The sequence below is a fragment of the Microbacterium sp. GW823-FHT02G05 genome, from assembly GCF_058797175.1.
Window position 1 is genome coordinate 83,847 of the sequence record NZ_JBXAJK010000002.1, and the last position, 26,909, is coordinate 110,755.

At 65.1% G+C, this 26,909-nt stretch carries 25 protein-coding genes and 1 pseudogene; 22 read left to right on the forward strand and 4 right to left on the reverse strand.

Annotated features, from left to right (window positions below):
* Positions 1 to 14 precede the first annotated feature (14 nt).
* The 17 genes from murC (at position 15) to AC1REM_RS10395 (ending at position 17,434) form a co-directional block, all read left to right on the forward strand.
* Positions 15 to 1,415, forward strand: a complete 1,401-nt coding sequence (gene murC / locus AC1REM_RS10315) for a UDP-N-acetylmuramate--L-alanine ligase (RefSeq protein ID WP_492514567.1) — start codon at positions 15 to 17, stop codon at positions 1,413 to 1,415.
* A 3-nt stretch (positions 1,416 to 1,418) separates the two neighbouring features.
* Positions 1,419 to 2,459: a cell division protein FtsQ/DivIB gene (locus AC1REM_RS10320; protein ID WP_492514568.1), complete on the forward strand. Its 1,041-nt coding sequence runs from the start codon at positions 1,419 to 1,421 to the stop codon at positions 2,457 to 2,459.
* 194 nt (positions 2,460 to 2,653) lie between these two features.
* Complete coding sequence (gene ftsZ, locus AC1REM_RS10325; RefSeq protein WP_492514569.1) at positions 2,654 to 3,814, forward strand: cell division protein FtsZ; 1,161 nt, start codon at positions 2,654 to 2,656, stop codon at positions 3,812 to 3,814.
* A 28-nt stretch (positions 3,815 to 3,842) separates the two neighbouring features.
* Positions 3,843 to 4,523 (forward strand): YggS family pyridoxal phosphate-dependent enzyme, encoded by a 681-nt coding sequence (locus tag AC1REM_RS10330; protein WP_492514570.1) that lies wholly within the window; start codon positions 3,843 to 3,845, stop codon positions 4,521 to 4,523.
* 34 nt (positions 4,524 to 4,557) lie between these two features.
* Positions 4,558 to 5,025 (forward strand): cell division protein SepF, encoded by a 468-nt coding sequence (locus AC1REM_RS10335; RefSeq protein ID WP_204939730.1) that lies wholly within the window; start codon positions 4,558 to 4,560, stop codon positions 5,023 to 5,025.
* 2 nt (positions 5,026 to 5,027) lie between these two features.
* Positions 5,028 to 5,324 carry a YggT family protein gene (locus tag AC1REM_RS10340; protein ID WP_492514571.1) on the forward strand — a complete coding sequence of 99 codons (297 nt, stop codon included), beginning with the start codon at positions 5,028 to 5,030 and terminating at the stop codon, positions 5,322 to 5,324.
* A 158-nt stretch (positions 5,325 to 5,482) separates the two neighbouring features.
* Positions 5,483 to 6,079 carry a DivIVA domain-containing protein gene (locus AC1REM_RS10345; RefSeq protein ID WP_492514572.1) on the forward strand — a complete coding sequence of 199 codons (597 nt, stop codon included), beginning with the start codon at positions 5,483 to 5,485 and terminating at the stop codon, positions 6,077 to 6,079.
* Positions 6,080 to 6,088: 9 nt separating this feature from the next.
* Complete coding sequence (gene lspA / locus AC1REM_RS10350) at positions 6,089 to 6,694, forward strand: signal peptidase II (protein ID WP_492514573.1); 606 nt, start codon at positions 6,089 to 6,091, stop codon at positions 6,692 to 6,694.
* A 2-nt stretch (positions 6,695 to 6,696) separates the two neighbouring features.
* Positions 6,697 to 7,617 carry an RluA family pseudouridine synthase gene (locus AC1REM_RS10355; RefSeq protein WP_492514574.1) on the forward strand — a complete coding sequence of 307 codons (921 nt, stop codon included), beginning with the start codon at positions 6,697 to 6,699 and terminating at the stop codon, positions 7,615 to 7,617.
* A gap of 42 nt (positions 7,618 to 7,659) precedes the next feature.
* Complete coding sequence (locus AC1REM_RS10360; RefSeq protein ID WP_492514575.1) at positions 7,660 to 8,112, forward strand: hypothetical protein; 453 nt, start codon at positions 7,660 to 7,662, stop codon at positions 8,110 to 8,112.
* Between the two features lie 47 nt (positions 8,113 to 8,159).
* The gene (locus tag AC1REM_RS10365; protein ID WP_492514576.1) at positions 8,160 to 8,756 is read left to right on the forward strand and encodes an RNA polymerase sigma factor; all 597 of its coding nucleotides are present in this window, start codon (positions 8,160 to 8,162) and stop codon (positions 8,754 to 8,756) included.
* The gene (locus AC1REM_RS10370) at positions 8,731 to 9,867 is read left to right on the forward strand and encodes a hypothetical protein (protein WP_492514577.1); all 1,137 of its coding nucleotides are present in this window, start codon (positions 8,731 to 8,733) and stop codon (positions 9,865 to 9,867) included. The genes AC1REM_RS10365 and AC1REM_RS10370 overlap by 26 nt, the downstream gene beginning before the upstream one ends.
* Before the next feature lie 66 nt (positions 9,868 to 9,933).
* Entirely contained in the window at positions 9,934 to 13,452 is a 3,519-nt protein-coding gene (dnaE, locus tag AC1REM_RS10375; RefSeq protein ID WP_492514578.1) for a DNA polymerase III subunit alpha, read from the forward strand.
* 121 nt (positions 13,453 to 13,573) lie between these two features.
* A complete protein-coding gene (locus AC1REM_RS10380; RefSeq protein ID WP_492514579.1) occupies positions 13,574 to 14,581 on the forward strand; it encodes a hypothetical protein in 1,008 nt (335 codons plus the stop codon).
* 8 nt (positions 14,582 to 14,589) lie between these two features.
* Entirely contained in the window at positions 14,590 to 15,912 is a 1,323-nt protein-coding gene (gene hisD, locus AC1REM_RS10385; protein ID WP_492514580.1) for a histidinol dehydrogenase, read from the forward strand.
* An 8-nt stretch (positions 15,913 to 15,920) separates the two neighbouring features.
* The gene (gene nrdR / locus AC1REM_RS10390) at positions 15,921 to 16,397 is read left to right on the forward strand and encodes a transcriptional regulator NrdR (RefSeq protein ID WP_492514581.1); all 477 of its coding nucleotides are present in this window, start codon (positions 15,921 to 15,923) and stop codon (positions 16,395 to 16,397) included.
* Between the two features lie 11 nt (positions 16,398 to 16,408).
* A complete protein-coding gene (locus AC1REM_RS10395; RefSeq protein ID WP_492514582.1) occupies positions 16,409 to 17,434 on the forward strand; it encodes a quinone-dependent dihydroorotate dehydrogenase in 1,026 nt (341 codons plus the stop codon).
* A gap of 71 nt (positions 17,435 to 17,505) precedes the next feature.
* Here AC1REM_RS10395 and AC1REM_RS10400 read toward each other — a convergent pair whose 3' ends face one another.
* Positions 17,506 to 18,075: a DUF3043 domain-containing protein gene (locus AC1REM_RS10400; protein ID WP_492514583.1), complete on the reverse strand. Its 570-nt coding sequence runs from the start codon at positions 18,073 to 18,075 to the stop codon at positions 17,506 to 17,508.
* A gap of 49 nt (positions 18,076 to 18,124) precedes the next feature.
* Between AC1REM_RS10400 and AC1REM_RS10405 the strand changes: the two genes are divergently transcribed.
* The 5 genes from AC1REM_RS10405 to AC1REM_RS10425 all read left to right on the forward strand — a co-directional run bounded on the left by AC1REM_RS10405 (position 18,125) and on the right by AC1REM_RS10425 (position 23,153).
* Positions 18,125 to 19,546 (forward strand): dipeptidase, encoded by a 1,422-nt coding sequence (locus tag AC1REM_RS10405; protein ID WP_492514584.1) that lies wholly within the window; start codon positions 18,125 to 18,127, stop codon positions 19,544 to 19,546.
* A gap of 81 nt (positions 19,547 to 19,627) precedes the next feature.
* On the forward strand, positions 19,628 to 19,984 hold the full coding sequence (locus AC1REM_RS10410; RefSeq protein WP_204939747.1) for a HesB/IscA family protein: 357 nt from the start codon (positions 19,628 to 19,630) through the stop codon (positions 19,982 to 19,984).
* A gap of 108 nt (positions 19,985 to 20,092) precedes the next feature.
* A complete protein-coding gene (ctaC, locus tag AC1REM_RS10415) occupies positions 20,093 to 20,986 on the forward strand; it encodes an aa3-type cytochrome oxidase subunit II (RefSeq protein ID WP_204939748.1) in 894 nt (297 codons plus the stop codon).
* Positions 20,987 to 20,991: 5 nt separating this feature from the next.
* Entirely contained in the window at positions 20,992 to 22,719 is a 1,728-nt protein-coding gene (gene ctaD, locus AC1REM_RS10420; protein ID WP_204939749.1) for an aa3-type cytochrome oxidase subunit I, read from the forward strand.
* Positions 22,719 to 23,153 carry a cytochrome c oxidase subunit 4 gene (locus tag AC1REM_RS10425; RefSeq protein WP_204939750.1) on the forward strand — a complete coding sequence of 145 codons (435 nt, stop codon included), beginning with the start codon at positions 22,719 to 22,721 and terminating at the stop codon, positions 23,151 to 23,153. The genes ctaD and AC1REM_RS10425 overlap by 1 nt, the downstream gene beginning before the upstream one ends.
* 76 nt (positions 23,154 to 23,229) lie before the next feature.
* Here the strand turns inward: AC1REM_RS10425 and AC1REM_RS10430 are convergent.
* The 3 genes and pseudogenes from AC1REM_RS10430 to qcrA form a co-directional block, all read right to left on the reverse strand.
* Positions 23,230 to 23,649 (reverse strand): annotated as a pseudogene (locus AC1REM_RS10430) (rhodanese-like domain-containing protein).
* A gap of 363 nt (positions 23,650 to 24,012) precedes the next feature.
* The gene (gene qcrB / locus AC1REM_RS10435) at positions 24,013 to 25,821 is read right to left on the reverse strand and encodes a cytochrome bc1 complex cytochrome b subunit (RefSeq protein WP_378789707.1); all 1,809 of its coding nucleotides are present in this window, start codon (positions 25,819 to 25,821) and stop codon (positions 24,013 to 24,015) included.
* Positions 25,818 to 26,894: a cytochrome bc1 complex Rieske iron-sulfur subunit gene (gene qcrA, locus AC1REM_RS10440; RefSeq protein WP_204939753.1), complete on the reverse strand. Its 1,077-nt coding sequence runs from the start codon at positions 26,892 to 26,894 to the stop codon at positions 25,818 to 25,820. The genes qcrB and qcrA overlap by 4 nt, the downstream gene beginning before the upstream one ends.
* Between the last annotated feature and the right edge of the window lie 15 nt (positions 26,895 to 26,909).

Here is a 26,909-nt window from a genome sequence, read left to right on the forward strand (position 1 = left end):
AGGATGGAGCCGACATGATTAGGCCCGATCTCTCCCTTCCGATTCCCGAGTCCATCACCGCTGCGCATTTCATCGGCATCGGCGGTTCGGGCATGAGCGGACTCGCGCGCATGTTCCTCGACGCCGGCATCCGCGTATCCGGCAGTGATCGGGCCGACAGCGACAACCTGCGCGCCCTGGCTGAGGCCGGCGCGACGGTCTACGTGGGTCACGATGCGGCGAATCTCGGCGACGTCGACACGGTGATCCACACGGGGGCCATCTGGCCAGAGAACCCCGAGTTCCTCCTCGCGAAAGAGCGCGGGCTGCACGTGATCCACCGTTCGCAGGCGCTGCACTGGCTGATCGGCACCCGCCGGCTGGTGTCGGTCGCGGGCGCTCATGGCAAGACCACCTCGACCGGGATGATCGTGACATCGCTGCGCGCTCTCGACGCCGATCCTTACTTCGTCAACGGCGGAGTGATCGAGCAGCTGGGCACCTCCAGTGGCACCGGCAGCGACGAGCTCTTCGTCATCGAGGCGGATGAGTCTGATGGCACGTTCCTGCTGTACAACACGGCTATTGCGCTGATCACGAATGTTGACCCCGATCACCTGGATCACTACGGATCCGACGAGGCCTTCCATGAGGCCTTCGCCCGTTTCGCGGATGCGGCGACGGAGGCTGTCGTCATCTCCAGCGATGACCCGGGCGCCCTGCGTGTGCGCGCGGCCATGTCGCATCCGCGCGTCGTCTCTTTCGGGCAGGCCGAGAACGCCGACGTGCGCATCACCGACATCGATACCGATGGCCCGGTGTCTGCGACGATCTCGCACGGCGATGACAGCATCCGCGTGCAGCTGCGCATTCCGGGTGCCCACAACATGGTCAACGCCGCCGGCGCGATCGCCGTGCTGCGGACGCTCGGATACAGCCTGGCTGACGCGGGCCGCGCGGTGGAGGGGTTCGCGGGCACGGTTCGCCGCTTCGAACTGCACGGCGTCGAGCGCGGTGTGAGCGTCTTCGACGACTATGCGCACCACCCGAGCGAGGTGCGTGCTGCGCTCGAAGCCGCGCGCACGGTCGTCGGCGAGGGCCGGATCATCGCGATCCAGCAGCCGCACACGTACTCGCGTACGCAGTTGATGTTCCAGGAGTTCGCGGACGTCCTGGAAGAACTCGCAGATCACACGGTCATGCTCGACGTGTACGGTGCCCGCGAAGATCCGGTGCCCGGTGTCACGGGAGAGCTCGTCAGCAACGCGTTCTCCGACCAGGACCGCGTGCACTACGTGGCCGATTGGCAGCAGGCCGCCGACTACACCTCGGTGATCGCGCGCGACGGCGACTACGTCATCACGCTCGGCTGCGGCAATGTCTACCAGATCATTCCCCAGGTGCTCGACGCGCTTCGGCGCCCGCCCGGAGCGTAAGCCGTGCGTCGGCCATCGCCGATTCCGCGGTCGACGACACCCGCGGAGGAGCAAGAACCCTCCGTCGCGGATGAGTTCTCGCAGCGTCGCTCGCTGCGAGAGCGCCTGATTCCGGGGACCCCCGAGCCATCGACGACGGAGCAGGCCGTATCCGATGATTCCGAGACGGTCCCGATCGCGCCATATCTCGGAACCTGGGGCCGTGCTGACGCCTCGGTGGAGCCTATGGCGGATGCTGCGCCTGCGCGGCCCGTGCACGAATCCTCGGAGGCACCTGCGCGCAGAGAGCCCCTCAGCCCGCGCGATCTGTGGAAGGCGACGCGGGCGCGCCGAAAGACGCTCCGTGCCGAGATTCGCCGCTTCACGCAGCGCTCGCGTCGGCGACGATTGACCGGAATCGCGATCGCCGCAGCGATCCTTCTCGTGATCGTGGGAAGCGTCGGTGCCGCCTACAGCCCGCTTTTCGCGGTGCAGAAGATCACGGTCGCCGGCGTTCAATCGCTCGATGCCAGTGTGGTCGAGCTCGCTCTCGCCGATCAGCTGGGGACGCCCCTCGCGCTCGTGAGCAGTGAGGCGGTGAAGGAGGACCTCAGTGCCTTCCCGATGATCGAGACGTACACGCTGGAAGCACATCCGCCGAACGATCTGACCGTCCGCGTCGTCGAGCGCACGCCGGTGGGCATGCTCGACAACGGTGCGGGATACACCGTCGTGGATGCGGCCGGCGTCGCGCTGCTCACGAGCGCCGAGCGCCCCGAGGGGTTCGCGATGCTCGAGATCGAGGGTGGGGTCGAGTCGCCCGCTTTCGCCGCGGCCGGCAAGGTCATGCGGACACTCCCTGCCGCTCTGCGTGCCCAGGTCGAGGCCGTGACCGCGTCGACACCGAACGATGTTCGGCTGAGGTTGTTCTCCGGGGCAGAGATCGCGTGGGGCAGCGGAGAGGACTCCGCGCTCAAGGCGCATGTGCTGGAGCTCACGATGGCGACATCGCCCGGCTTTGCGCTCTACGACGTGTCGTCACCCGAGGCTGTCGTCGTCGGCTGAACCTGCGCGCGTGGCTCCGACGCCACGGCCCCCGGACTTTGCCGGGGGAATGGGCGACACGCGCGTGTCATTGCGGCGGCACGCCGATGCGCCGATCTACCTTCAATTCAGAGAACGCAATACCGGGAAATACTTTATACCTCTACCTGAGGTTTAAGGTTCCGGATTTTTCGCTCGACTAATCGGAGGTCGGCATGAGCCACAACCAGAACTACCTCGCCGTGATCAAGGTCGTCGGCGTCGGCGGTGGCGGCGTCAACGCCGTCAACCGCATGATCGAGCTCGGCCTCCGTGGGGTCGAATTCATCGCGGTCAACACAGACGCGCAGGCGCTGCTCATGAGCGACGCCGACGTCAAGCTCGACGTCGGTCGCGAGCTCACCCGCGGACTCGGCGCCGGCGCTGACCCCGAGGTCGGACGTCGTGCGGCAGAGGATCACGCAGAAGAGATCGAGCAGGCGCTGACCGGTGCCGACATGGTCTTCGTCACTGCCGGTGAAGGTGGCGGCACCGGCACCGGTGGCGCTCCCGTCGTCGCTCGCATCGCCAAGTCCATCGGCGCGCTGACCATCGGTGTGGTCACCAAGCCCTTCTCGTTCGAAGGGCGTCGCCGTCAGAGCCAGGCGGAGGCCGGTGTCGCCAAGCTCAAGGAAGAGGTCGACACCCTCATTGTGGTGCCGAACGACCGTCTGCTGGAGATCAGCGACCGTGGCATCTCGATGATCGAGGCTTTCGCGACCGCTGACCAGGTGCTTCTCGCCGGTGTGCAAGGCATCACCGACCTCATCACCACCCCCGGACTCATCAACCTCGACTTCGCTGACGTCAAGTCGGTCATGCAGGGGGCGGGATCTGCCCTCATGGGAATCGGCTCTGCGCGTGGCGCCGACCGGGCCATCAAAGCCGCGGAGCTCGCGGTCGAGTCTCCGCTGCTCGAGGCGAGCATCGAAGGTGCGCACGGCGTGCTGCTCTCGATTCAGGGCGGATCGAACCTCGGCATCTTCGAGATCCACGATGCCGCAGATCTCGTCAAGGAAGCGGCGCACCCGGAAGCGAACATCATCTTCGGTACCGTCATCGACGACTCGCTCGGAGACGAGGTGCGCGTCACGGTGATCGCGGCCGGATTCGACGGCGGCGAGCCTTCGCTGCGCCTGGATCCGATGGTCGTGTCGCGTCCCGCCGCGACTCCCGCTCCCGTGGAGGTGCGCACCAGCGACGACGACGCGGAGCAGGAGAGCGCGGACGAGTCTTCCGCGGCGAAGCCCGCTCCGATCGCTCCTGTGGTCGCGCCGACGAGCCTCGAGCCCGCGTATGCGGAGGATGACATCGACATCCCCGAGTTCCTGCGCTGATCGGAATCCCTGAGTGGATGCTGTGCCGATGACCCTCGCTGAACGGCTGTCGGCGATCGACCGGTCGATCGCCGACGCCGCTCGCGATGCCGAGCGTGACCCGTCTGAGATCACGCGCATCGTCGTGACGAAGTTCCATCCCGCATCTCTCGTGCGTGAACTTCACGCACTCGGCGTGCGTGAGGTGGGGGAGAACCGGCAGCAGGAGCTCTCGGCGAAGTCGGCGGAACTCGCGGACCTCACGGACCTGCAGTGGCACTTCATCGGGCAGGCGCAGACCAACAAGGCGGGCGCAGTGCGCCGCGCGGCGCGAGTAATCCACTCTGTGGATCGGAAGAAGCTCGCCGACTCCCTGGATCGCGCGGCATTCGACGACTCGATCCTCGACGTCCTCATTCAGGTGAACCTGACAGACGACCCGGGGCGCGGAGGAATCGTCTCCGCCGAGCTGGAGACGTTCGCCGAATACCTCCTTGCCCTGCCGACCCTTGCCGTCAAGGGGATCATGGCGGTCGCGCCACTGGACGAAGAACCTGCACGCGCGTTCTCGCGTCTGCGTGGATACGCCGAGCGGCTGCAGGGGCTCGCCCCCGAGGCGAGTTGGATCTCTGCCGGGATGACCGGCGACTTCGCCGAGGCGATCAACGCCGGCGCGACACACCTGCGGATCGGCTCGGCAATCACCGGGCCGCGGCCTGCGCAGGGTTAACCTCAGAACACCACCAGATCTCCCGGAGGAAATTATGGGCAACCCGCTGAAGAAGACCATGGTCTACCTGGGTCTCGCCGACGAGGAAGAGACCTTCGTCGAAGAACCGGCGGCGCAGACGCCCGCTCGTTCGACCGCGCCCCGCGAGGAGGCGAAGCCTGCTGCTCCCGTGACGCCCCTGCGGCGCCCCACGGTCGTACAGCAGCCTGCCGCCGGTGTGGTCAACGAGATCCTCACCGTGCACCCGAAGCAGTACCGCGACGCGCAGGTGATCGCCGAGAGCTTCCGGGACGGCGTTCCGGTCATCATCAACCTCTCGCAGATGAGTGATGCCGACGCGCGCCGACTGATCGACTTCGCGAGCGGACTGTCCATGGGGCTGTACGGTCGCATCGAGCGCGTCACCAGCAAGGTCTTCCTGCTCTCTCCTGAGAGCATCGCAGTCTCCGGTCAGGCGGGCATCACCAGCGCCGACCCGGATGCTGCATTCGCTCAGTCCTGACCGTGGAGTTCGTCTCGCTGATCGCGGCGCTCCTCAATTTCGCGCTGCTGATCTACTTCCTCGTTCTGCTTGCCCGGCTCGTCCTCGAGTACATCCCGCTGTTCAATCGACAGTGGCGTCCTCGAGGCGTCGGCCTCATCGCCGCCGAGGTTGTCTACACGATCACCGATCCGCCCATCAAGCTGTTCCGTCGCCTCATTCCTCCGCTGAGGATCGGCGGGATGGCTCTGGACTTCGGATTCACTCTCACGATGATGCTCGTCCTCATTCTGATGTCGATCACGCGCGCTTTCGCGTAAACATGGAATGATCAGCGTTTCGTGACAGTCTGATCTTTCCAGGCGTCGCATCCGGCGGCACTGAGGGCTATGCTTGCTCACGAGGTGCGCGCCCCGGGTACGCGCCATTTTCCTTATCCTGGCCACCGACCGAGAACTCATCGAAAGAGGAGCCACCAATGGCACTGACCCCGGATGACGTCGTCACCAAGCAGTTTCAGCACGTCCGCTTCAAGGACGGCTTCGACCCCGACGAGGTTGATGACTTCCTCGACGAGATCGTCGTCGAGTGGCGCAAGGCTCTCGAAGAGAACGTTGAGCTGAAGGCGAAGATCGCCGCCCTCGAGGCAGCGGGATCGTCCGTACCGGCCGCCGCTCCGGCGCCCGCCGTCGCTGAGCCCGTCGCGGCACCTGCTCCGGTTGCGGCTCCTGCAGCCGAGGCACCGGCCAACGCGACCGCCGGCATCATCGAGCTGGCGCAGCGCCTGCACGATGAGCACGTCGCTGAGGGCGAGGCTCAGCGCGACCAGCTGATCTCCGAAGCCAAGTCGCAGGCCGCGAAGATCATCGCGGATGCCGAGGCGAAGCAGCGCGAAGAGACGGCTCGTCTCGAGCGCGAGCGCAACACGCTCGAAGGCCGCATCTCCGAGCTGCGTGAGTTCGAGCGCGGCTACCGTGCGCAGCTGCGCGGCTACATCGAGGGCCAGCTCCGTGACCTTGACGCGCAGTCGGGTTCGGCAGCGTCTGAGGCTCCCGTCTCTGCGATCGGCCTGTAAGGCGATCCTTTGACGAGCAGTCGCCCCCTTTCTCGGTCGGCGGCCGGACTCATCGTCGCGATTCTCGCGACGGTGGTTCTGGCCGCCGACCAGTTTGTGAAGTACCTCACCATCGAGCACCTGCCGCTTCAGCAGGTTGTCCCGGTGCTCGGTGACTTCTTCCAGCTCTACTACGTCCGCAACCCCGGGGCCGCGTTCTCGCTGGGATCTGGCGTCACCTGGATCTTCACGATCGCGCTGGCCGTGGTGGCGGCAGCCATCGTCTGGAAGAGCTTCGCCGTGCGCTCGCGTCTGTGGGCGATCGTTCTCGGTGCGCTACTCGGCGGCGTGCTGGGCAATCTCACGGATCGAATCTTTCGCGAGCCGGGATTCCCTGTCGGCCACGTGGTCGACATGCTGTCCCTTCCGTGGATGATGCCGGCGATCTTCAACGTCGCCGACATCTTCATCGTCTGCGGGATGATCGCGGTTGCGCTCCTGATCGTGGTGGGTCTGAACCTCGACGGATCGCGTGAGACGAGCGAGTCGCGCAAGAACGCGGAGAGAACGGCAGTCACCGACGCGCCGTCGGATGCTCAGGCATCCGACGCTCCTCGCGATACCTCCGGATCCTGATCGTGGAGTACCGGACCCTCCCCGTCCCGGACGGACTCGATGGCGCGCGGGTCGATGCTGCGCTGGCCAAGATGCTCGGGTTCTCGCGCACCTTCGCCGCCGAGGTGGCCGCCGCTGGCGGCGTGAAGCTCGACGGCGTGGTCCTCGACAAGTCTGATCGTCTTCGTGGCGGAGGCTGGCTTGAGGTGGAGTGGGCTCCGAAACTGGGTCCGGTCGTCGTGCCGATCGAGGTGCCCGAGCTCGGGATCGTCTACGACGATGACGACATCATCGTGGTCGACAAGCCCACCGGTGTGGCCGCGCATCCCTCCGTCGGATGGGAGGGCCCGACCGTCGTCGGCGCGCTCGTCGCCGCCGGTTTCCGGGTCTCCACGAGCGGCGCGGCCGAGCGGCAGGGAATCGTGCACCGACTGGATGTCGGTACGAGCGGCCTGATGGTCGTCGCGAAGACCGAACATGCGTACACGGTCCTCAAGCGTGCGTTCAAGGAGCGAACGGTGGAGAAGATCTACCACGCCGTCGTTCAGGGGCATCCGGATCCTCTCGTCGGCACGATCGATGCACCCATCGGACGCCACCCGAATCACTCCTGGAAGTTCGCGGTCGTCCCCGAGGGCAAGCACTCGATCACCCACTACGAGACGCTTGAGGCATTCCCTGGTGCGTCATTGCTCGAGATCCATCTTGAGACCGGGCGCACACACCAGATTCGGGTGCATATGGCCGCACACCGTCACCCCTGCGTCGGCGATCCGCTCTACGGAGCCGACCCGACGATGTCCGCCCGTCTCGGACTCACGCGTCAATGGCTGCATGCGCACCAGTTGGCCTTCTCACACCCGACGACGGGCGAGTGGGTGCAGTTCGAGTCGCCGTACCCGGACGATTTCGCGCACGCGCTGGAGATCCTGCGCGGCGAGTGAACACACGGCCTCGACGTCGGGCGTTCGCCCTACGCTGTGCACATGATCACCCTTCTGCGCTCGCGCCTGGATCAGGCACAGTGCCTCTACAACGACCTCGTCGATGCGTTGACGCCGGAGCTTCTGGCGTCACGTCTCGGAGATCTTCCCTCGAACACCATCGGCCAGCAGCTGTGGTGCGTGATCGGCGCACGCGAGAGCTTTCCGAATGCTGCTCGTGCAGGCGCCTGGCAGGGATTCGACTGTTCCCTGAAGCACGAGCAGCTTGCGGATGCTGTCGCCGTCCGTCGCTCTCTGACCCGCAGCGCAGCCGAAGTGGACTCCTGGGTGCGCGACGTCGAGATCTCCGATGAGGACTCCCTGCGCTACGCGCTGGCGCTCCTGGAGCACGAGACGATGCACCAAGGACAGCTGCTGCGCTACATGTACGCCCTGCAGATCGCACGCCCGCGCCGGTGGCAAGAGCTGTACGCGCTCGATGGGCACGGAGGCTGACAAGAAGAAAGCGTGAACTCTCTGAACCGGATCGGCGAATACACAGTGTGAGCACAGACAGCGAGATCATCCGACGGTCGATCGGAGAGCCGGAGGCCTTCTCCGCCCTCTTCGATCGGCATGCGCGGACGGTGGGGGCGTTCGCCTATCGGAGGGTGGGAAGCGCGGCGGGGGAGGACATCCTCAGTGAGTCCTTCCTCGTCGCTTTTCAGCGGCGTGCATCATTCGACCTGCACCGCGAATCGGCATTGCCATGGCTGCTGGGGATCACCTCGATCGTGGCCCGACGGCACCGAGTGGCAGAAGCACGGCAATGGAGGGCATTTGAAGCGTCTGCCACGCGGGGGGACCACGCGGCGGAGGACGGCCTCGACGAGCTTCATGATCGCCTGGATGCGCAGGCCATGATGCCCGCTCTAGCTCGGCGGATCGCAGCACTGAGCGCCAGAGACAGGGAAACGCTCCTGCTGTACGCCTGGGGTGACCTCACCTACGAAGAGATCGCCGACGCGCTGGGAGTTCCCGTGGGAACGGTGCGCTCACGTCTGAATCGTGTGCGCCGAAGGCTGGATCCAACGCGCAAGGGTCGGCCGATCAAGAATCAGGAGGGAGACGAAAATGGAGCTGTGGCAGCGCACGCGTGAGTTCGGCCGGGGCGCGGAGGCTCCCGAAGGCAACATCGCGAAGGCCCGAGGAAAGCTCGTCGCCGAGATCGAAGGGAAGTCTGCGCCGGGGCGAACGCGGTCGATTCCACGACCACTGTGGATTGCAGGGAGCGCACTTGCCGGGGTCGCCGCCATGACCGCGGGCGTGCTGGTTCTCGCGCAGAACCAGCACGTTCCCTCGCGTTCGGAAGCGGTGATCTCTCCTTCCCCGTTCCATACGCAGATGCCGACGCCGACACCGACGCCGACGATTCCGCCGAGCTCGCCACCCCTGACCGCGCAGGGCGCGTTGGCATCAGCCGCTGCGCAGATCGGTGCCCATGCCTCCGTGCTGACGGAGGGACAGTATCTCCGTGTGGACTGGCACAGCGAACTGCTGTGGCTCGGCGACGGAGTCCTCGTCGGGGACCCCGGGTGGGGAGTCGACCACACAACCGCAACACGCGCATGGCAGATCGCCCAGGAAGGAACGACGTACATTCCGGCAGACGTCCGTGACGACTGGTATGTGACGTCGGGGCCGATGACCGTTATCGCGGCGTTCGGAGAAGACAGCGGCCAAGACGGGCTCGTCGCCGAGAGGCTCGCCTCCGTGGGTGAGTACGGCGCGTGGAAGGAAGGAGGCGGGGTGCTCCCGGAGGGGGACGGCACGTTGAAGGGAACAATGCTGACGGAGGTATCCGCGGATCCCGACGACATACTCGCCTGGCACCGCGGACAGGGCGGCGAGGGGAACTCTGCCGCACGTCGCGACGTCATCGTCGGGTGGCGTCTGATTCACCTGCTGGCTGCCAACGCAGGGCCATCGGAGATTCGGGCTGGAATGTTTCTCGCGCTCAGCAAGTTGCCAGACGCGACGGTCGTGGATCAGACCGGTACGGAGTACACCGTCGCGTTTGAGACCGGGGACTTCGGGATGCCAGGTGACTTCGGAATCCGGCGCGACACGATCACTTTCGATGCGGCGACCGGGTTCGTTTCTGCGCTCTCCTCCCGAGTGCACAACGGTTCGGGGATCGTGCCAGACACGGTCCCGGACACGAGTACGACGTACAGAGTGAGCGTCGTCGATGGGGTGCCCGTTCAATAGGACGCGGGACGCCAACTGGCTCTCTATCAGAGTCCCGGTGTCGGTGCCCCGACGTAGACTCGGTACGTGGCATCCGACTCCTTCGTACACCTGCACGTTCACAGCGAATACTCGATGCTCGACGGTGCCGCGAAGCTCACGGCTATGACCCAGGCGGCAGCCGAATACGGCATGCCGGCGATCGCCGTGACCGACCACGGCAACACCTTCGCAGCCTTCGAGTTCTACAACGCGGCGAAGGCCGCAGGCGTCAAGCCGATCATCGGACTCGAGGCGTATGTGACCCCCGGTACGCACCGCAGCGACAAGACGCGCGTGCAGTGGGGCTCTCCTGATCAGAAGAGTGATGACGTCTCCGGTTCGGGCGCGTACACCCACACGACGATGTGGAGTGAGACGACAGAGGGCATGCACAACCTCTTCCGTCTGAGCTCACGCTCCAGCATGGAGGGCTACTACTTCAAGCCGCGTATGGACCGCGAACTGCTGCAGACGTACAGCAAGGGCATCATCGCCACGACGGGCTGCCCTTCCGGTGAGATCCAGACCCGCTTGCGGCTGGGGCAGTACGACGCCGCCCGCAATGCGGCGGCCGAGTTCCAGGACATCTTCGGCAAAGAGAACTACTTCGCCGAGATCATGGACCACGGACTCTCGATCGAACGTCGTGTCATGTCCGACCTGCTCCGCCTGTCGAAAGACCTGGGCATTCCGCTCGTCGCGACCAACGACTCGCACTACACCCATCAGCACGAGGCCGACGCACACGCGGCGTTGCTCTGCGTCCAATCCGGCTCGACCCTCGATGACCCGAACCGCTTCCAGTTCGACGGTGATGGCTACTACGTCAAGACCGCGGCCGAGATGCGGCAGATGTTCCGCGATCACCCTGAGGCATGCGACAACACGCTGCTGATCGCCGAGCGCTGCGAGGTCGAGTTCAACACCTCGGCGAACTACATGCCGCGCTTCCCGGTGCCGGACGGCGAGACCGAAGACAGCTGGCTCATCAAAGAGGTCGAAGCGGGGCTGCACTATCGCTATCCCGGCGGCATCCCCGACAAGGTGCGCAAGCAGGCCGAGTATGAGACCGGCATCATCCTGCAGATGGGCTTCCCCGGCTACTTCCTCGTCGTCGCCGACTTCATCAACTGGGCGAAGAACAACGGCATCCGCGTCGGTCCCGGGCGTGGCTCGGGTGCAGGATCCATGGTCGCGTACGCCATGAAGATCACCGATCTCGACCCCCTTGAGCACGGCCTCATCTTCGAGCGCTTCCTCAACCCCGACCGCGTCTCCATGCCCGACTTCGACGTCGACTTCGACGATCGTCGCCGCGGCGAGGTCATCGAGTACGTGACCGAGAAGTACGGCTCCGAGCGCGTCGCTCAGATCGTCACCTACGGCACCATCAAGTCGAAGCAGGCGCTGAAAGACGCCGGACGCGTGCTCGGGTTCCCGTTCAGCATGGGGGAGCGGCTCACGAAGGCGATGCCCCCGCCCGTCATGGGCAAGGACATGCCGCTCGACGGCATGTTCAACAAGGAGCACCCGCGTTTCAAAGAGGCGAGCGAGTTCCGTGCGCTCATCGAGTCCGACCCGGAAGCGAAGACGGTCTTCGATCGCGCTCTGGGCCTCGAGGGGCTGAAGCGCCAGTGGGGTGTGCACGCGGCCGGCGTCATCATGTCGTCCGAACCGCTCCTCGACATCATCCCGATCATGCGCCGCGAGCAGGATGGGCAGATCGTCACGCAGTTCGACTACCCGTCGTGCGAGTCGCTCGGGCTCATCAAGATGGACTTCCTGGGGCTGCGAAACCTCACGATCATCTCCGACGCGCTCGACAACATCCGCATGAACCGCGCAGAAGAGGTCGACCTCGAGCACCTCGCGCTCGATGATCGCGGCGCGTACGACCTGCTTGCACGCGGTGACTCGCTCGGTGTCTTCCAGCTCGACGGCGGACCGATGCGCGCGCTCATGCGCCTGATGAAGCCCGACAACTTCGAAGACATCTCGGCTCTCATTGCGCTCTACCGTCCCGGGCCCATGGGAGCGAACTCCCACACCAACTACGCCCTTCGCAAGAACGGGCAGCAGGCGATCACGCCGATCCACGAGGAGTTCCGAGAGTCGCTGGCCGACATTCTCAACGAGTCGTACGGTCTGATCATCTATCAAGAGCAGGTCATGGCGATCGCGCAGAAGGTCGCAGGCTTCTCACTCGGTCAGGCCGACATTCTGCGCCGCGCCATGGGCAAGAAGAAGAAGTCTGAGCTCGACAAGCAGTTCGAGGGCTTCCAGGCGGGCATGCACGCGAATGGATACTCGGATGGCGCAGTCAATGCGCTCTGGGAGATTCTGCTGCCCTTCTCCGACTACGCCTTCAACAAAGCGCACTCCGCGGCGTACGGGCTCGTCTCCTACTGGACGGCCTACCTCAAGGCGCACTACCCGGCCGAGTACATGGCTGCCCTGCTCACGAGTGTCGGCGATTCGAAAGACAAGATGGCGCTGTACCTCAACGAGTGCCGGCGCATGGGCATCAAGGTGTTGCCACCGGATGTCTCGCAGTCGATCAACTTCTTCGCCGCAGTCGGCGAAGACATCCGCTTCGGCCTCGGTGCCATCCGCAACGTCGGCGGAAACGTCGTCGACGGCATCATCGCGTCGCGCAGCGAGGGGCCGTTCACGTCCTTCCACGACTTCCTGAATCGCGTGCCGTTGCACGTGGCGAACAAGCGCACGCTCGAGTCGCTCATCAAGGCCGGAGCATTTGACTCCATGGGCGACACCCGCCGCGCGCTGCTGGAGATCCACGAATCCGCAACCGAAGCGGCCGTCGACCGCAAGCGCAACGAAGCCCAGGGAGCGATCGGCTTCGACTTCGATGCGCTCTACGACGACACCGAAGAGGTGGCGCCCGCAAAGGTTCCGGAGCGCCCTGAGTGGACGAAGAAAGACAAGCTGGCGTTCGAACGGGAGATGCTCGGGCTCTACGTCTCCGATCATCCGCTTGCCGGGCTGGAAGTGCCGCTCGCGAAGCACGCTTCGATCTCGATCAACAACCTGCTCGAATCAGAAGACCTGCAGGACGGCGACCAGGTGACGATCGCCGGGCTCGTCACGAGCGTGCAGCACCGAGTCGCGAAGGCCAGCGGCAACCCTTACGGCATGATCACCGTCGAGGACTTCAACGGTGAGATCACCGTCATGTTCATGGGAAAGACGTACCTCGAGTTCCAGAGCACGCTGCAGGCCGATGCGATCCTCGCGGTGCGTGGTCGTATCTCGCGTCGTGATGACGGCATGAACATTCACGCGCAGTCTGCGTTCACCCCCGATGTCGGTTCCTTCGACGCCGCCGGGCCCCTGGCTCTGCTGGTTGCTGAGCAGCGGGCAACGGAACGGCTTGTCGGTGACCTCGCGGATGTGCTGCGCCGCCACCACGGTGAGACCGAGGTCACGCTCAAGATGCACCGTGGGGGCACCGCCAAGGTCTTCGAGGTGCCGATGCCCGTCACGGTCACAGCGGATCTCTTCGGCGAATTGAAGTCACTTCTCGGCCCCCAGTGCCTCGGATAGTAGCGATTTTGCGGCCCGTGAGCGTGACATGCCCCCAGCGCCGCTCGGGTTGCGCCCGGTAAGATCGGGTCGCGCCGGGGACTCACCTGCGCAGATCGTCCTCACGACGAAAGGGATCCTCATGACGAACAACGATGCAGCACCGTTCGACGAGGCGTCTCTTCCCGAGGACCCCAGCGACGAACTATTCGAGGTCGACGTCGCGCCGCAGTACGGCTACTTGGGCTTCACGGTACGTGAACTGCTGATAGTCGGTGTGTGGGCGGTCGCCTTCGTCATCTCCTTCTTCCCGCTGGGCCCCGGCGGCGCATCCGTGTGGACGACCGGACTGCACTGGGTGCTCACCATCGGGGTACCCACGGTTGCCCTTTTCCTCATCGTGTTGCGACGCTTCTCTCCGGAGGGAATCCGCAGGGTCGGCTCGCTCGGTATCGACCAGTTCGCGTCTGTCGCGGTCTCGGTTTCTGCGATGCTCTGGGTGCAGCATGTCTGGGACTCGGTGTCGTTCGCGCTCCGGTTGGACGGTCGCGTTCTGGGATGGGTCATGTGGGTGGAACTCGCGTGCATGCTGGCGCTCGTTGTACTCACGGTCGGGGCTCCGTTGATCCCCGGGCTGCGCGAAGATTTCGAAGGCCGGATGGAGACACTGGCCCACCGCAATGCCAACCCGATCCGACCGGTGGTGGCGTACCCGACAGTCGCCCCGACAGCTTCCGCGCCGCAGGTCGCGCCCGTCGACTCCGCCGTCGTCGAAGGCGATGGCGGCACGGCGGATGCTGATGCTGACGGGCAAGAGTCTGCCGCGGCATCCGATGAGGCCTACACGGACGTGATCGTGCCGCTCGACGATGCCACCGCTCGTGAGGTGTCTGAGAATGAGCTCACCGACGACGTGGAGAACGCCGAGGAGGCGCGGGCGGATGTCACGCCCGTCGACGCTGGCCAGCCGTTCTGGGCGTTGGCGCCGGAGACACGCTCGGCACATGACGAACAGGGCGATGTGCTCTTCGAGATCGGCCCGGAGGCCTGGATTCTCGTCATCGAAGATCGTGGCGGCGCCTACGTCGTCCGACATGATGACGGCCGGGTGGGCTATCTCCACGACACGACAGACATGACCAGAGGCTGAGGAGCACAATGCAGAAGATCGACCTTCGAGGCCGTTCGCTGTCCACCGCCGAGATGCTGGCCGCCGTGCCGCGCGCTGAGGCTGCGCGCGCAGAGGCGCTCGCGACCGCGGCAGAGATCGTCGCCGACGTGCGCGCACACGGCGAGAAGTCGCTGCGCGCTCAGGCTGAGCGGTTCGACCGCGTGGCCGACCACGCGATCCGGATCCCCGCGGAGCATGTCGCCGAAGCCGTTGCAGCGCTGGAGCCGCAGATCCGTGCAGCGCTCGAAGAGTCCATCAGCCGTGTGCGCCTCGCGTCGCAGGCGCAGGTGCCCGCGTCGGTCGCGACGACGATCGCGCCGGGTGCTCAGATCCTGCAGCGCTGGCAGCCGGTGTCGCGCGTCGGCGTGTACATCCCGGGCGGGAAGGCGGTCTATCCGTCGAGCGTCATCATGAATGTCGTCCCCGCGCAGGTCGCCGGAGTCACGCAGATCGCTCTCGCCTCGCCTCCGCAGTCGGATCAGGGCGGACGCATCCACCCCACGATCCTCGCCGCGGCGGGTCTTCTCGGTGTGACCGAGATCTACGCGATGGGCGGCGCCGGCGCGATCGGCGCGTTCGCCTGGGGCGTGCCTGAACTCGACCTCGACCCGGTCGACGTCGTCTCCGGCCCGGGAAACAACTTCGTCGCCTCCGCGAAGCGAGCGGTCGCGGGGGTCGTCGGCACCGACTCCGAGGCAGGCGCGACAGAGATCCTGATCGTCGCGGATGCCACGGCGAATCCGCTGTACATCGCCGCCGATCTTGTGAGCCAGGCCGAGCACGACGAGCAGGCCTCCGCCGTGCTGGTCACGGATTCACCGGAACTCGCGGACGCCGTGCTCGTCCGGGTCGCGGAGCTCGCATCGCGGACGCGGCACAGCGAGCGCGTCACCGCCGCACTCGACGGGCCGCAGTCAGCGGTCGTCCTCGTCGATGACCGTGCTGCCGCGGCCGCGTTCAGCAACGCCTATGCGCCGGAGCACCTGGAACTGCACCTCGCGGATGCCGTCGCTGCCGCCGCAGACTTCACGAGCGCCGGTGCGGTTTTCGTGGGTGACCACACTCCGGTCAGCCTGGGGGACTACCTCGCAGGCAGCAACCACGTTCTGCCCACCGGGGGACAGGCGCGGTATGCCCCTGGACTCGGCGCCTACACGTTTCTGCGTCCGCAGCAGGTGATCACCTACGACCGCGACGCGCTGTCCACCGTCCGCGAGGGCATTGTGGCACTTGCGAACACCGAGGTGCTTCCCGCGCATGGCGAAGCCATCGAGGCGCGCTTCACTCCCACCGATCCGACGAAGGCGTAGGTCACCGTATGCACTGCCCGTTCTGCCGTCATTCTGACTCGCGCGTGATCGACTCGCGTACGAGTGACGATGGGCTCTCCATCCGTCGTCGGAGGCAGTGCCCGGAGTGCGGCGGTCGTTTCACGACGACAGAGACCGCAAGCCTCAACGTGATTAAGCGATCCGGCGTGATGGAGCCGTTCAGCCGTGAGAAGGTCATCAGCGGAGTACGCAAGGCCTGCCAGGGGCGGCCGGTGACCGAGGGTGATCTTGCCGTCCTCGCGCAGCGTGTGGAAGAAGCGGTGCGTCAGACCGGAGTCTCGCAGCTCGACGCGAATGAGATCGGCTTGGCGATCCTCGGGCCGCTGCGCGAACTCGACGAGGTGGCGTACTTGCGCTTTGCGAGCGTCTATCAGGCGTTCGACTCGCTGGAGGACTTCGAATGCTCGATCCGGGACCTTCGTGCGGACCGTGCGAAGTCCGCGGCCGCATCCGGCGAAGGGTAGCCTGAGAGGCGATGTATCCACTGCTCTTTCGCACCGTTCTGTCCCGCCTCGATCCGGAGTTCGCGCACCACGCGGGCATGGCGGTCATCCGCACTCTCGGCGTACCGCCGTTCTCCTGGATCACGAGCGCACTGACGCGACCCGCGACGGGGCAGGAGGTCCATGCACTGGGCCTGACCTTTCCCTCGCCGTTCGGTGTGGCCGCCGGCTTCGACAAGAACGCCGTGGGGGTGCGGGGGCTTTCCGCACTCGGCTTCGGTCACATCGAAGTGGGCACCGTGACGGCGATCCCGCAGGACGGGAACCCGAAACCGCGGCTGTTCCGCCTGGTCCCTGATCGTGCGGTCGTGAACCGGATGGGCTTCAACAACGCGGGAGCGGAGGTCGCCGAGCGTCGACTTCAGAAGCTGCGCCGTCGACGTCCGCGGGCGGTGATCGGCGTGAACATCGGAAAGAGCCGCGTCGTCGAAGTCGAGCAGGCGACAGCCGACTACGTCTCCTCCGCGCAGAGGCTTGCGCCGCTGGCTGACTACCTCGCGGTCAACGTGTCCTCCCCGAACACCCCGGGACTCCGCGGCCTTCAGGCTGTGGAGACCCTCGCGCCGCTTCTGCAGGCGGTCAAGGCTGCCGCCGGGAGGACACCGCTCCTGGTGAAGATCGCCCCTGACCTGCCGGACGAGGAGATCACCGCGATCGCCGAGATGGCGGTGAAGGAGGGGCTCGCCGGAATCATCGCGACGAACACGACGATCTCCCGCGACGGCTTGCGTACCGATCCCGCCGTTGTTGATGCCGCCGGAGCGGGCGGACTCTCCGGTGCACCCCTGCGCGAGCGGTCGCGGGAAGTGCTCCGCATCGTGCGCGCCGCGGTGCCCGCCGAGTTCTGCGTCATCTCTGTCGGTGGCATCGAGACCGCGGATGACGTCCGCGACCGCCTCGCCGCCGGCGCCACACTGGTGCAGGGCTACACCGCATTCCTCTACCGCGGCCCGTTCTGGGCGCGCCAGGTCAACCGCGGACTCTCGCGCGCACGCTGAGTCCCCGATACACATGAGAAAGGCGGCGAGTGTCTGAGACACTCGCCGCCTTTCCTGGCATCCGCCCGAGACTACTCGGGGTACTCGCCGCGCTTGACCTGCGGCTTCGGAAGACGCATGAAGCGCATCTGCAGCGAACGCATCGCGGCGTACCAGCCGAGCCCCTTCTCTCGGCGCTCCGTTCCGAACTTCTCGGCGGCCTTCCGCTTGACACGTAGGCCGAGGAAGATCATGTTTCCGACGGCGAAGATGATGTAGACCCAGAGCACGAGGAACGACCAGTAGGCGACGGTGACGTTCGGGACGAGCGAGGCGATGATGACGAGCACCATCATCGGCATGACCCACTCGCTGAGGTGCCAGCCGGCGTCGACGTAGTCACGCACCCAGCGTCGCTGCGGGCCCTTGTCGCGGACGGGAAGGTAACGGTCGTCGCCCTTCTCCATGCCGACGCGCGCCTTCTCGCGGCGTGCCTGGAGTTCCGCGCGTGCGCGGGCGCGCTCTTCCTTCGTGTTGGCGACGAGGGGGCGCTTGCGGGCGGCCTCCTGCTCGGCGCGCGAAGGTGTCGGACGGCCCTTGCCGTGCGCTGCGTTCTCGGCGGAGTCGTCGTTCGTCGACGGTGAGACGGGGGAGTTGGCCACGAAGGCTCCTGACGTGTTGCTTTTCGGGGTTCGCCTTAAGATTACTCGCATGACATCTCCTTCTGCTTCGGTGACCGCTTCTGACGACCGCGAGAGCGCTGTGGCCGAGGCTGTCGCGACAGGGATCCCGCGCGCACTGGCAGATCTCGGCGATCTCGTGCGCATCCCGGGCATCGCGTGGCCGTCGTTCGATCAGACCCAGCTCGAACGCAGTGCTGCCGCCGTGGCACGCCTCGCCGAGGACACGGGTGCTTTCGACGAGGTGCGCGTTCTGCGGGCCGGGATCCCCGGAACCGACGAGAAGGGGCAGCCTGCTGTTCTGGCCACACGTGCCGCCCGAAACGGGAAGCCGACCATTCTGCTCTACGCGCACCATGACGTGCAGCCTCCCGGAGACGACGCGCTCTGGGAGACTCCGCCGTTCGAGCCGACTGTTCGAGACGGACGCATGTACGGGCGCGGCGCCGCCGACGACAAGGCAGGCGTGATGGCGCATATCGCGGCGATTCGTGCAGTGGGCGAGACGCTGGCAGACGACCTTGACCTGGGCATCACGCTGTTCATCGAGGGGGAGGAGGAGTACGGTTCGCGCTCCTTCGGACAGTTCCTCGACGACAACACCGACGCGTTGAGGGCGGACGCCATCGTCGTCGCCGACTCCGGCAACTGGGACTCGCAGACTCCGGGTCTCACCGTGTCGCTGCGCGGAGCGGCGCGCTTCACGCTGACGGTGCGCACGCTGGAGCACGCCTCTCACTCGGGCATGTTCGGCGGTGCGGTTCCCGATTCGATGATGGCCACGATCCGTCTGCTCGACACCCTGTGGGATGAGAACGGATCCGTCGCCGTCGAGGGCATGAGCGTCCGAGACGCTGAGACGCCGGCGTACACGGAAGAGACGCTTCGCTCCGAAGCGGGGCTGCTCGCCGGGGTGTCGCCGATCGGAGACGGCAGCATCCTCAGCCGGATCTGGAACAAGCCGGCGATCACGATCATCGGCATCGACGCGACGAACGTGGATGCCGCCTCGAACACGCTCTCGCCCTCGACGACGGTCGTCGTCAGCGCGCGCGTCGCCCCCGGGCAGAGCGCGGAGGATGCGTATGCCGCGATGGAGGCGCACCTGCGGGCGAACGCGCCGTTCGGAGCCGAGCTCACCTTCTCCGATCTCGACCTCGGCAACGGATTCCTCGTCGACACCGCCGGATGGGCCGTGGGTGCCACCCGTGCGGCGATGAAGGACGCCTACGGTGTCGCGCCCGTCGATCTGGGAGTCGGCGGCTCCATCCCGTTCATCGCGGATCTCGTCGAGAAGTTCCCCGGCGCACAGATCCTGGTCACCGGCGTCGAAGATCCGCACTCGCGCGCGCACAGCCCCAATGAGTCGCTGCACCTCGACACGTTCCGGCATGCCGTCGGCACGGAGGCGCTTCTGCTGACGCGGATGAACGAGGTCGAACTCTCCTCCTGACTCCGCCCGCTCCGGAGGATCGAACGGTAGAATCGAGGCACTGAGCCCGTGGCGCGCGCCGCGGCCGTTCCAAGGAGCACCATGACTGACACCACTGCATCGATCGCACCGGCCCACGGCGTCACCCTGAGCGACGCGGCAGCCCTGAAGGTGAAGAGCCTTCTCGAGCAGGAGGGCCGCGATGACCTGCGTCTTCGTGTGGCCGTCCAGCCCGGTGGCTGCTCGGGTCTGATCTACCAGCTTTACTTCGACGAGCGCTACCTCGAGGGCGACGAGACGGTCGACTTCGATGGCGTCGAGGTCATCATCGACAACATGAGTGTTCCGTACCTCGACGGCGCATCGATCGATTTCAAGGACACGATCTCCGAGCAGGGCTTCACGATCGACAACCCGAACGCGGGCGGATCCTGCGCCTGTGGCGACAGCTTCCACTGATCCCTTAGCACACTCGCAAACTGTGTCCAACCTGCGTGGTTGGCATGAATCGGGTGTGAGGTTGCCCTAGACTTAGGGGTGCCCTGTCCGCAATCTGAAAGGTGCATCGTGCCCTCGAAACGCCGCCTTCGTTGGGTCGCTATTCCGCTGGGAGTAGCGGCAGCTGTGGCCCTGGCGGGATGTACTCCCACCGAACTCCACGGATTCCTTCCAGGCTTCGTCGAGGACGGAACGCCGGCCACGAACCAGACCGACCGTGTCGCGGCGCTCTGGGTGAACTCCTGGATCGTCCTCCTTGCCGTCGGCGTGATCACCTGGGCCCTCATGGCCTGGGCTGCGATCGCCTACCGTCGCCGCAAGGGCCAGATCGGCCTGCCGGTGCAGATGCGCTACAACATGCCGATCGAGATCTTCTACACGGTCGTGCCCTTCATCCTCGTCCTCGGATTCTTCGCCTTCACCGCTCGTGACCAGGCGATCATCGAGACGCAGTACGAAGACCCTGACGTCGAGGTCGTCGCCATCGCCAAGCAGTGGGCGTGGGACTTCCAGTACAACGGCGAAGAGAAGGACAACACAGACGCTGTCTGGAGCATGGGCGTTCAGGCTCAGCCCGACAAGGACGGCAACATCGACCAGGCGGCGCTTCCCACGCTCGTCCTGCCCGTCGACAAGGAAGTTCGCATCGAGCTTCAGTCGCGCGACGTGATCCACTCGTTCTGGATCATCGACTTCCTTTACAAGAAGGACATGTACATCGGCAAGGACAACTCCTGGTCCTTCATCCCCACTCGTGAGGGCACGTACCAGGGCAAGTGTGCGGAGCTCTGTGGTGAATTCCACTCGATGATGCTCTTCAACGTCGAGGTTGTCAGCGAAGCCGAGTACGAGGACTACCTCGCATCGCTCCGTGAGGCAGGCAACACCGGTGACATCACCGATGCCTACGACCGTCTCTCCAACCTTCCCGGCACCGGGACCAGCTCCGAGGAAGGGGAGTAAGGATCATGACGACAACTCTTCCGGGCACCACTGAGGCGCAGCCGCGCCCCACGACGCTCCCGCCGCGACAGGCCGCTCTCCTCTCCTCCACTCGTGTGGAGGAGAAGGGCAACCTGATCGTCAAGTGGATCACCTCCACCGACCACAAGACGATCGGATACATGTATCTGATCGCCTCCGTGATCTTCTTCCTGCTCGGTGGTGTGATGGCGCTCGTCATCCGTGCTGAGCTGTTCGCTCCCGGCATGCAGATCGTGCCGACGAAGGAGCAGTACAACCAGCTGTTCACCATGCACGGCACGATCATGCTGCTCATGTTCGCGACGCCGCTCTTCGCTGGTTTCGCGAACGCGATCCTGCCACTGCAGCTCGGTGCGCCTGATGTGGCGTTCCCGCGTCTGAACGCCTTCGCGTTCTGGCTGTTCTCCTTCGGCTCGATCATTGCGGTCGCGGGCTTCCTGACCCCCCAGGGCGCTGCCTCCTTCGGATGGTTCGCCTACCAGCCGCTGGCCAACGCCTCGTTCTCGCCAGGAGCCGGTGGAAACCTCTGGATGCTCGGTCTTGGCATCTCCGGTTTCGGAACGATCCTCGGTGCGGTGAACTTCATCACGACCGTGATCACGATGCGCGCTCCGGGTATGACCATGTGGCGCATGCCGATCTTCTCCTGGAACACGCTGGTCACCAGCCTCCTCATCCTGATGGCGTTCCCCGTGCTCGCCGCAGCGATCCTCTCGGCGGCAGCTGACCGTGTGCTCGGAGCCCACATCTTCGATCCGGCCAACGGCGGTGTGCTCCTCTGGCAGCACCTCTTCTGGTTCTTCGGTCACCCCGAGGTCTACATCATCGCGCTGCCGTTCTTCGGCATCGTCTCCGAGATCTTCCCGGTCTTCAGCCGCAAGCCGATCTTCGGATACAAGACCCTCGTCTACGCGACCATCGCGATCGCTGCGCTGTCCGTTGCCGTGTGGGCTCACCACATGTACGTCACCGGATCCGTTCTGCTTCCGTTCTTCGCGCTCATGACGATGCTCATCGCGGTTCCGACCGGTGTGAAGATCTTCAACTGGATCGGCACCATGTGGCGAGGTTCGGTGACCTTCGAGTCGCCGATGGTCTTCTCGCTCGGATTCCTCGTGTCGTTCGTGTTCGGTGGTCTGACCGGCGTGATCCTGGCATCGCCGCCGCTGGACTTCTTCCTCTCTGACTCGTACTTCGTGGTCGCGCACTTCCACTACGTCGTCTTCGGCACCGTGGTGTTCGCGATGTTCGCAGGCTTCTACTTCTGGTGGCCGAAGTGGACCGGTCGGATGCTCAATGAGCGTCTCGCCTACGTGCACTTCTGGCTTCTGTTTATCGGCTTCCACATGACCTTCCTCATTCAGCACTGGCTGGGTGTCGACGGCATGCCCCGCCGTTACGCGGACTACTCCGAGTTCGACAACTGGACGTGGCAGAACCAGGTCTCCACGATCGGTGCGATCATCCTCGGCGCCTCGATGCTGCCGTTCTTCCTCAACGTGTGGATCACGGCGCGCAAGGCTCCGAAGGTCACGGTCAACGACCCGTGGGGCTATGGTGCATCGCTCGAGTGGGCAACCTCCTGCCCGCCGCCGCGTCACAACTTCACGTCGATCCCGCGAATCCGCAGCGAGCGCCCCGCGTTCGACCTGAACCACCCGGAGGCTGCAGAGCACCCGGTCGCGGCCGCTGGTGAAGGAAAGGCCCACTAATGCGCTCCAACGTTGTTCTCTGGTGGCTCCTCGCGATCTTCTTCCTGATCGTCACCGCGGTGTACGTGGGTTGGAACCTCGCGACCTACACGGATCTTCCCTTCGTCAACGCCGTGGAATGGGTCGGTACCATCGCTCTGCTCTTCTCGGCGCTGATGTCGGCGATGATCGGCTTCTACCTGTCGCGTACGCACAAGGCGCAGGGTGGCGAGCTTCCTGAAGACATCCTCACCGCAGACATCGACGACGGAGATCCTGAGCTCGGCGAGTTCAGCCCGTGGTCCTGGTGGCCGATCGTGCTCGCAGGTTCCGCAGCGGTTTTCGTTGTGGGTCTTGCTGTCGGACACTTCCTGCTCCCGATGGGTCTTGCACTCTTCGTCGTCGCGATCGTCGGCTGGGTGTACGAGTACTACCGCGGACACTTCGCACGCTGATCACAGCGTGACAAAGAGGGCTCCTGGCTTCGGCCAGGAGCCCTCTTCGTTGTACGGGAACGCGAGCGCGGGCGGGCTACGCGTGAGTGCGGATCCGCGGCACCCCCGTCTTCGGATCGACGGGGAAACGGAAGACGCCCTCGATGTTCTCTATCGGGTAGCCTTCACGCACCCAGTACTCGTAGCCGCCGATCATCTCGCGCACGCTGTAGCCGAGCTCAGAGAATGCCAGTGCGCCCTTGGCGCCGGCGTTGCAGCCCGGACTCCAGCAGTACACGACAACCTCGGCGTCGCGGGGGGATCTCCAGGGGAGCTCGTGCAGGGATCTCGCTGTAGTGCATGTGAATCGCTCCGGCGACGCGTCCCTACGCCCAGGCCTCAGATGACCGGACGTCGACGATGACGGGGGATTGGCCCCGACGCTGCGCCACGTAGACATCCCCGGGATCCGTCTCGTAGGCGAGTTGGCAGCGAAGTACGAGGCGCGATCGATCATGCACTCAGCGTAGGCCGTGCGCGTGCGCACATTACGACGTCGAGTTCGTTACAGACGTGCCGCCGCGGCCCAGTGCGGCTTGCGCAGCCGTCGGATGGCCCCTGCCGCCGGCATGCAGGAGAGCGATCGACGGCGGCGGACCGGTTCGAGCCTCTGCGCCTCTGTGGCACTCCTCTGTGCCTGCGTCGTCGCGGTTCAGCGCTCCAGCAGCGCACAGGCACTGTGTCCTGTGCCCTAAACCCCTGGCGTCGCAGCAGGGGCGCACGCGAGCTCGAACTTCGCTGCACAGGGAAGAGCGTTGCCGGGAACGTTGAAGGCCCCGTCCAAAACAGACGGGGCCTTCAACGTTGCGGGGGAGCGGAGTTACTCGCCACCCTCCGTGTTCTTCTTGCGAGGCTTCTTCACGGGCTCGGTCGCGATGACCGAGCTGGGCGTGTTCGGCGTCTCGCCGATGTGCTCGTCAGCCGCAGCGATCTGGTCTTCGGAGACACCAGCGCGCTGGTGGGCCTCGAGGACCTCCTGAGCGGCCGTCTCGTCCGTGTGCTCGACCGCGTGGTGAGCGTGAGCGTCTGCAGCGTCGACCTCGGCCTGCGTGAGCGGGGAGAGGCGGTCCTCGAAGAACCAGCGCGACAGTGCCGACCGGACGTTCTCGGTCCACGGGATGCGTCCCTTGGCGTTGGGGCGCACAACCAGAGGCTCGTACGTGTCGATATCGATGAGCTTCCAGCGGTCGTACACGTCGACCGGCTGGTGAACCTCGATGAACTCGCCACCGGGGAGACGGACGATGCGGCCCGACTCGTAACCGTGCAGAACGATCTCGCGGTCCTTCTTCTGCAGGGCGATGCAGATGCGCTTCGTGACGAAGTATCCGATCACCGGTCCCGCGAAGAGCAGGATCTGCAGAGCAAGGATCACGCCCTCCATGGTGAGCATGAAGTGAGTAGCCATCAGGTCGGAGGATGCCGCGGCCCACAGGACTGCGTAGAAGATCATTCCGGCCACACCGATCGCCGTGCGCGTCGCGGCGTTGCGCGGACGCTGTGCGATGTGGTGCTCGCGCTTGTCGCCCGTGATCCACGCCTCGAGGAAGGGGTAGATCGCGACAGCCACGATGAAGAGACCGAGGATGAGCACGGGAACGATGATTCCGAACGACCAGGTGTGGTTGAGGAACACGACGTCCCAGTTCGACGGAGCCAGACGCAGAGCGCCATCCGCGAAGCCGATGTACCAGTCAGGCTGAGTACCGGCCGAAATGGGGGACGGGTCGTAGGGGCCGTAATCCCAGAACGGAAGGATCTGGAAGAACGACGCGATCAGCACGATCACACCGAAGACGATGAACAGGTAGCCACCCATCTTCGACATGTACACGGGCATCATCGGGTAGCCCACCACGTTGTCGTTCGTGCGGCCGGGGCCTGCGAACTGCGTGTGCTTGTTGATGATCATGAGCATCAGGTGCACCGCGACGAAGGCGATGACCAGCAGCGGCAGGATCAGGATGTGCAGTGTATACAGGCGCCCGACGATGTCGGTACCCGGGAACTCGCCACCGAAGAGCAGGAACGACGTCCAGGTGCCGATGACCGGCAGACCCTTGATCATTCCGTCGATGATGCGGAGACCATTGCCCGAGAGCAGGTCGTCGGGGAGCGAGTAGCCCGTGAATCCCTCGGCGAGAGCCAGGATGAACAGCACGAAGCCGATCACCCAGTTCAGCTCACGCGGCTTGCGGAACGCGCCGGTGAAGAAGACACGCAGCATGTGCACGCCGATGCCGGCGATGAACACGAGAGCTGCCCAGTGGTGGATCTGACGGACCAGGAGCCCACCGCGCACGTCGAAGGAGATACGCAGAGCGGACTCGAAGGCCGCCGTCATCTCCATGCCGCGCATGGGAGGGAACGCACCCGTGTAGTGGGTGGTGGCCATCGATGCCTGGAAGAAGAAGGTCAGGAAGGTACCCGACAGCAGCACGACGACGAAGCTCCACAGGGCGATCTCGCCGAGCATGAACGACCAGTGGTCAGGGAAGATCTTGCGACCCAGTTCCTTGACGAAGCCGGAGATGCTGGTGCGCTCGTCGATGTAGTTCGAGGCGGCACCGACGAAGCGGCCGCCAAGCGGCTTAGTCTTCGTCTCTTCGCGGACGGTTGAGGTACTCAATGGCGCTCCCAGAAGCTAGGGCCGACGGGTTCGTGGAAGTCGCTCTGCGCGACGAGGTAGCCCTCATCGTCGACAGCAATCGGCAACTGCGGCAGCGGACGAGCTGCCGGTCCGAAGATGACCTTGGCGTGCTCCGTCACATCGAATTGCGACTGGTGGCACGGGCACAGCAGGTGGTGGGTCTGCTGCTCGTACAGGGCAACAGGGCAGCCGACGTGGGTGCAGACCTTGGAGTACGCGACGATGCCGTCGTACGACCAGCTCTTGCGCTCTTCGCTCTCGATGAGCTGCTCTGGGCGCAGACGCATCAGCAGAACGATCGCCTTCGCCTTCTCTTCGAGGTAGCCATCGTGGTGGCTGAGCTCGGAGAGCGGCTCGGGAATCACGTGCACGGCGTTGCCGAGCTGGACATCCGCGGCACGGATGGGAGTGCCGTCGGGGTCCCGTGCAAGACGCATGCCCTCTCGCCACATCGTGTGGCTCAGCAGAGCGACGGGGTCACCCGCAATCGGGTTCTCCGGCGTGTTGAACGGAGCGAGTCCGCGGAACAGCGTGATGCCGGGAACAACCGATGCCACGAGTGCGGCGATCAGCGAGTTGCGGATCATCGTGCGGCGTCCGAAACCGGACTCCTCGTTGGCGTCAGCGAATGCCTTGATCGCTGCTTCGCGAGTGGCGTCCTTACCGCGAGTCGGGTGACGCTCCTCGATGTACTCCTTGTCCGACATGATCGCCTTGGACCAGTGGATCGCGCCGATACCGATCGCCAGGAGGGCGAAAGCGATGCCGATGCCGATGAACATGTTGTTGTGTCGGACATCGATCAGCGCGCCGCTCTCGATCGGGAACAGCATGTAGGCGGCGACCGCCCAGATGCTGCCGGCGACCGACAGGTAGAACAGGGTGTAGACCGTGCGGACCGCGGCCTTCATGGCCTTCGGGTCCTTGTCGGTCATCCGCTCGCGATGCGGCGGAAGACCCGGGTTCTGCACGGGATCGCTGACTGCGACGCCCAGCCCGGGGGAGGGCTGGTAGGCCCTGTCAAGAGCCTTCGAGTCGTCGTCGTTTGCCATGGTGCTCCTCGTACG

Bases quoted from the DNA above. Each gene is read 5' to 3' on its own strand.
- murC (WP_492514567.1), top strand. From the start codon at position 15: ATGATTAGGCCCGATCTCTCCCTTCCGATTCCCGAGTCCATCACCGCT.
- ftsZ (WP_492514569.1), top strand. From the start codon at position 2,654: ATGAGCCACAACCAGAACTACCTCGCCGTGATCAAGGTCGTCGGCGTC.
- AC1REM_RS10330 (WP_492514570.1), top strand. From the start codon at position 3,843: ATGACCCTCGCTGAACGGCTGTCGGCGATCGACCGGTCGATCGCCGAC.
- AC1REM_RS10335 (WP_204939730.1), top strand. From the start codon at position 4,558: ATGGGCAACCCGCTGAAGAAGACCATGGTCTACCTGGGTCTCGCCGAC.
- AC1REM_RS10345 (WP_492514572.1), top strand. From the start codon at position 5,483: ATGGCACTGACCCCGGATGACGTCGTCACCAAGCAGTTTCAGCACGTC.
- AC1REM_RS10360 (WP_492514575.1), top strand. From the start codon at position 7,660: ATGATCACCCTTCTGCGCTCGCGCCTGGATCAGGCACAGTGCCTCTAC.
- AC1REM_RS10370 (WP_492514577.1), top strand. From the start codon at position 8,731: ATGGAGCTGTGGCAGCGCACGCGTGAGTTCGGCCGGGGCGCGGAGGCT.
- AC1REM_RS10380 (WP_492514579.1), top strand. From the start codon at position 13,574: ATGACGAACAACGATGCAGCACCGTTCGACGAGGCGTCTCTTCCCGAG.
- hisD (WP_492514580.1), top strand. From the start codon at position 14,590: ATGCAGAAGATCGACCTTCGAGGCCGTTCGCTGTCCACCGCCGAGATG.
- nrdR (WP_492514581.1), top strand. From the start codon at position 15,921: ATGCACTGCCCGTTCTGCCGTCATTCTGACTCGCGCGTGATCGACTCG.
- AC1REM_RS10395 (WP_492514582.1), top strand. From the start codon at position 16,409: ATGTATCCACTGCTCTTTCGCACCGTTCTGTCCCGCCTCGATCCGGAG.
- AC1REM_RS10405 (WP_492514584.1), top strand. From the start codon at position 18,125: ATGACATCTCCTTCTGCTTCGGTGACCGCTTCTGACGACCGCGAGAGC.
- AC1REM_RS10410 (WP_204939747.1), top strand. From the start codon at position 19,628: ATGACTGACACCACTGCATCGATCGCACCGGCCCACGGCGTCACCCTG.
- ctaD (WP_204939749.1), top strand. From the start codon at position 20,992: ATGACGACAACTCTTCCGGGCACCACTGAGGCGCAGCCGCGCCCCACG.
- AC1REM_RS10425 (WP_204939750.1), top strand. From the start codon at position 22,719: ATGCGCTCCAACGTTGTTCTCTGGTGGCTCCTCGCGATCTTCTTCCTG.
- qcrA (WP_204939753.1), bottom strand. From the start codon at position 26,894: ATGGCAAACGACGACGACTCGAAGGCTCTTGACAGGGCCTACCAGCCC.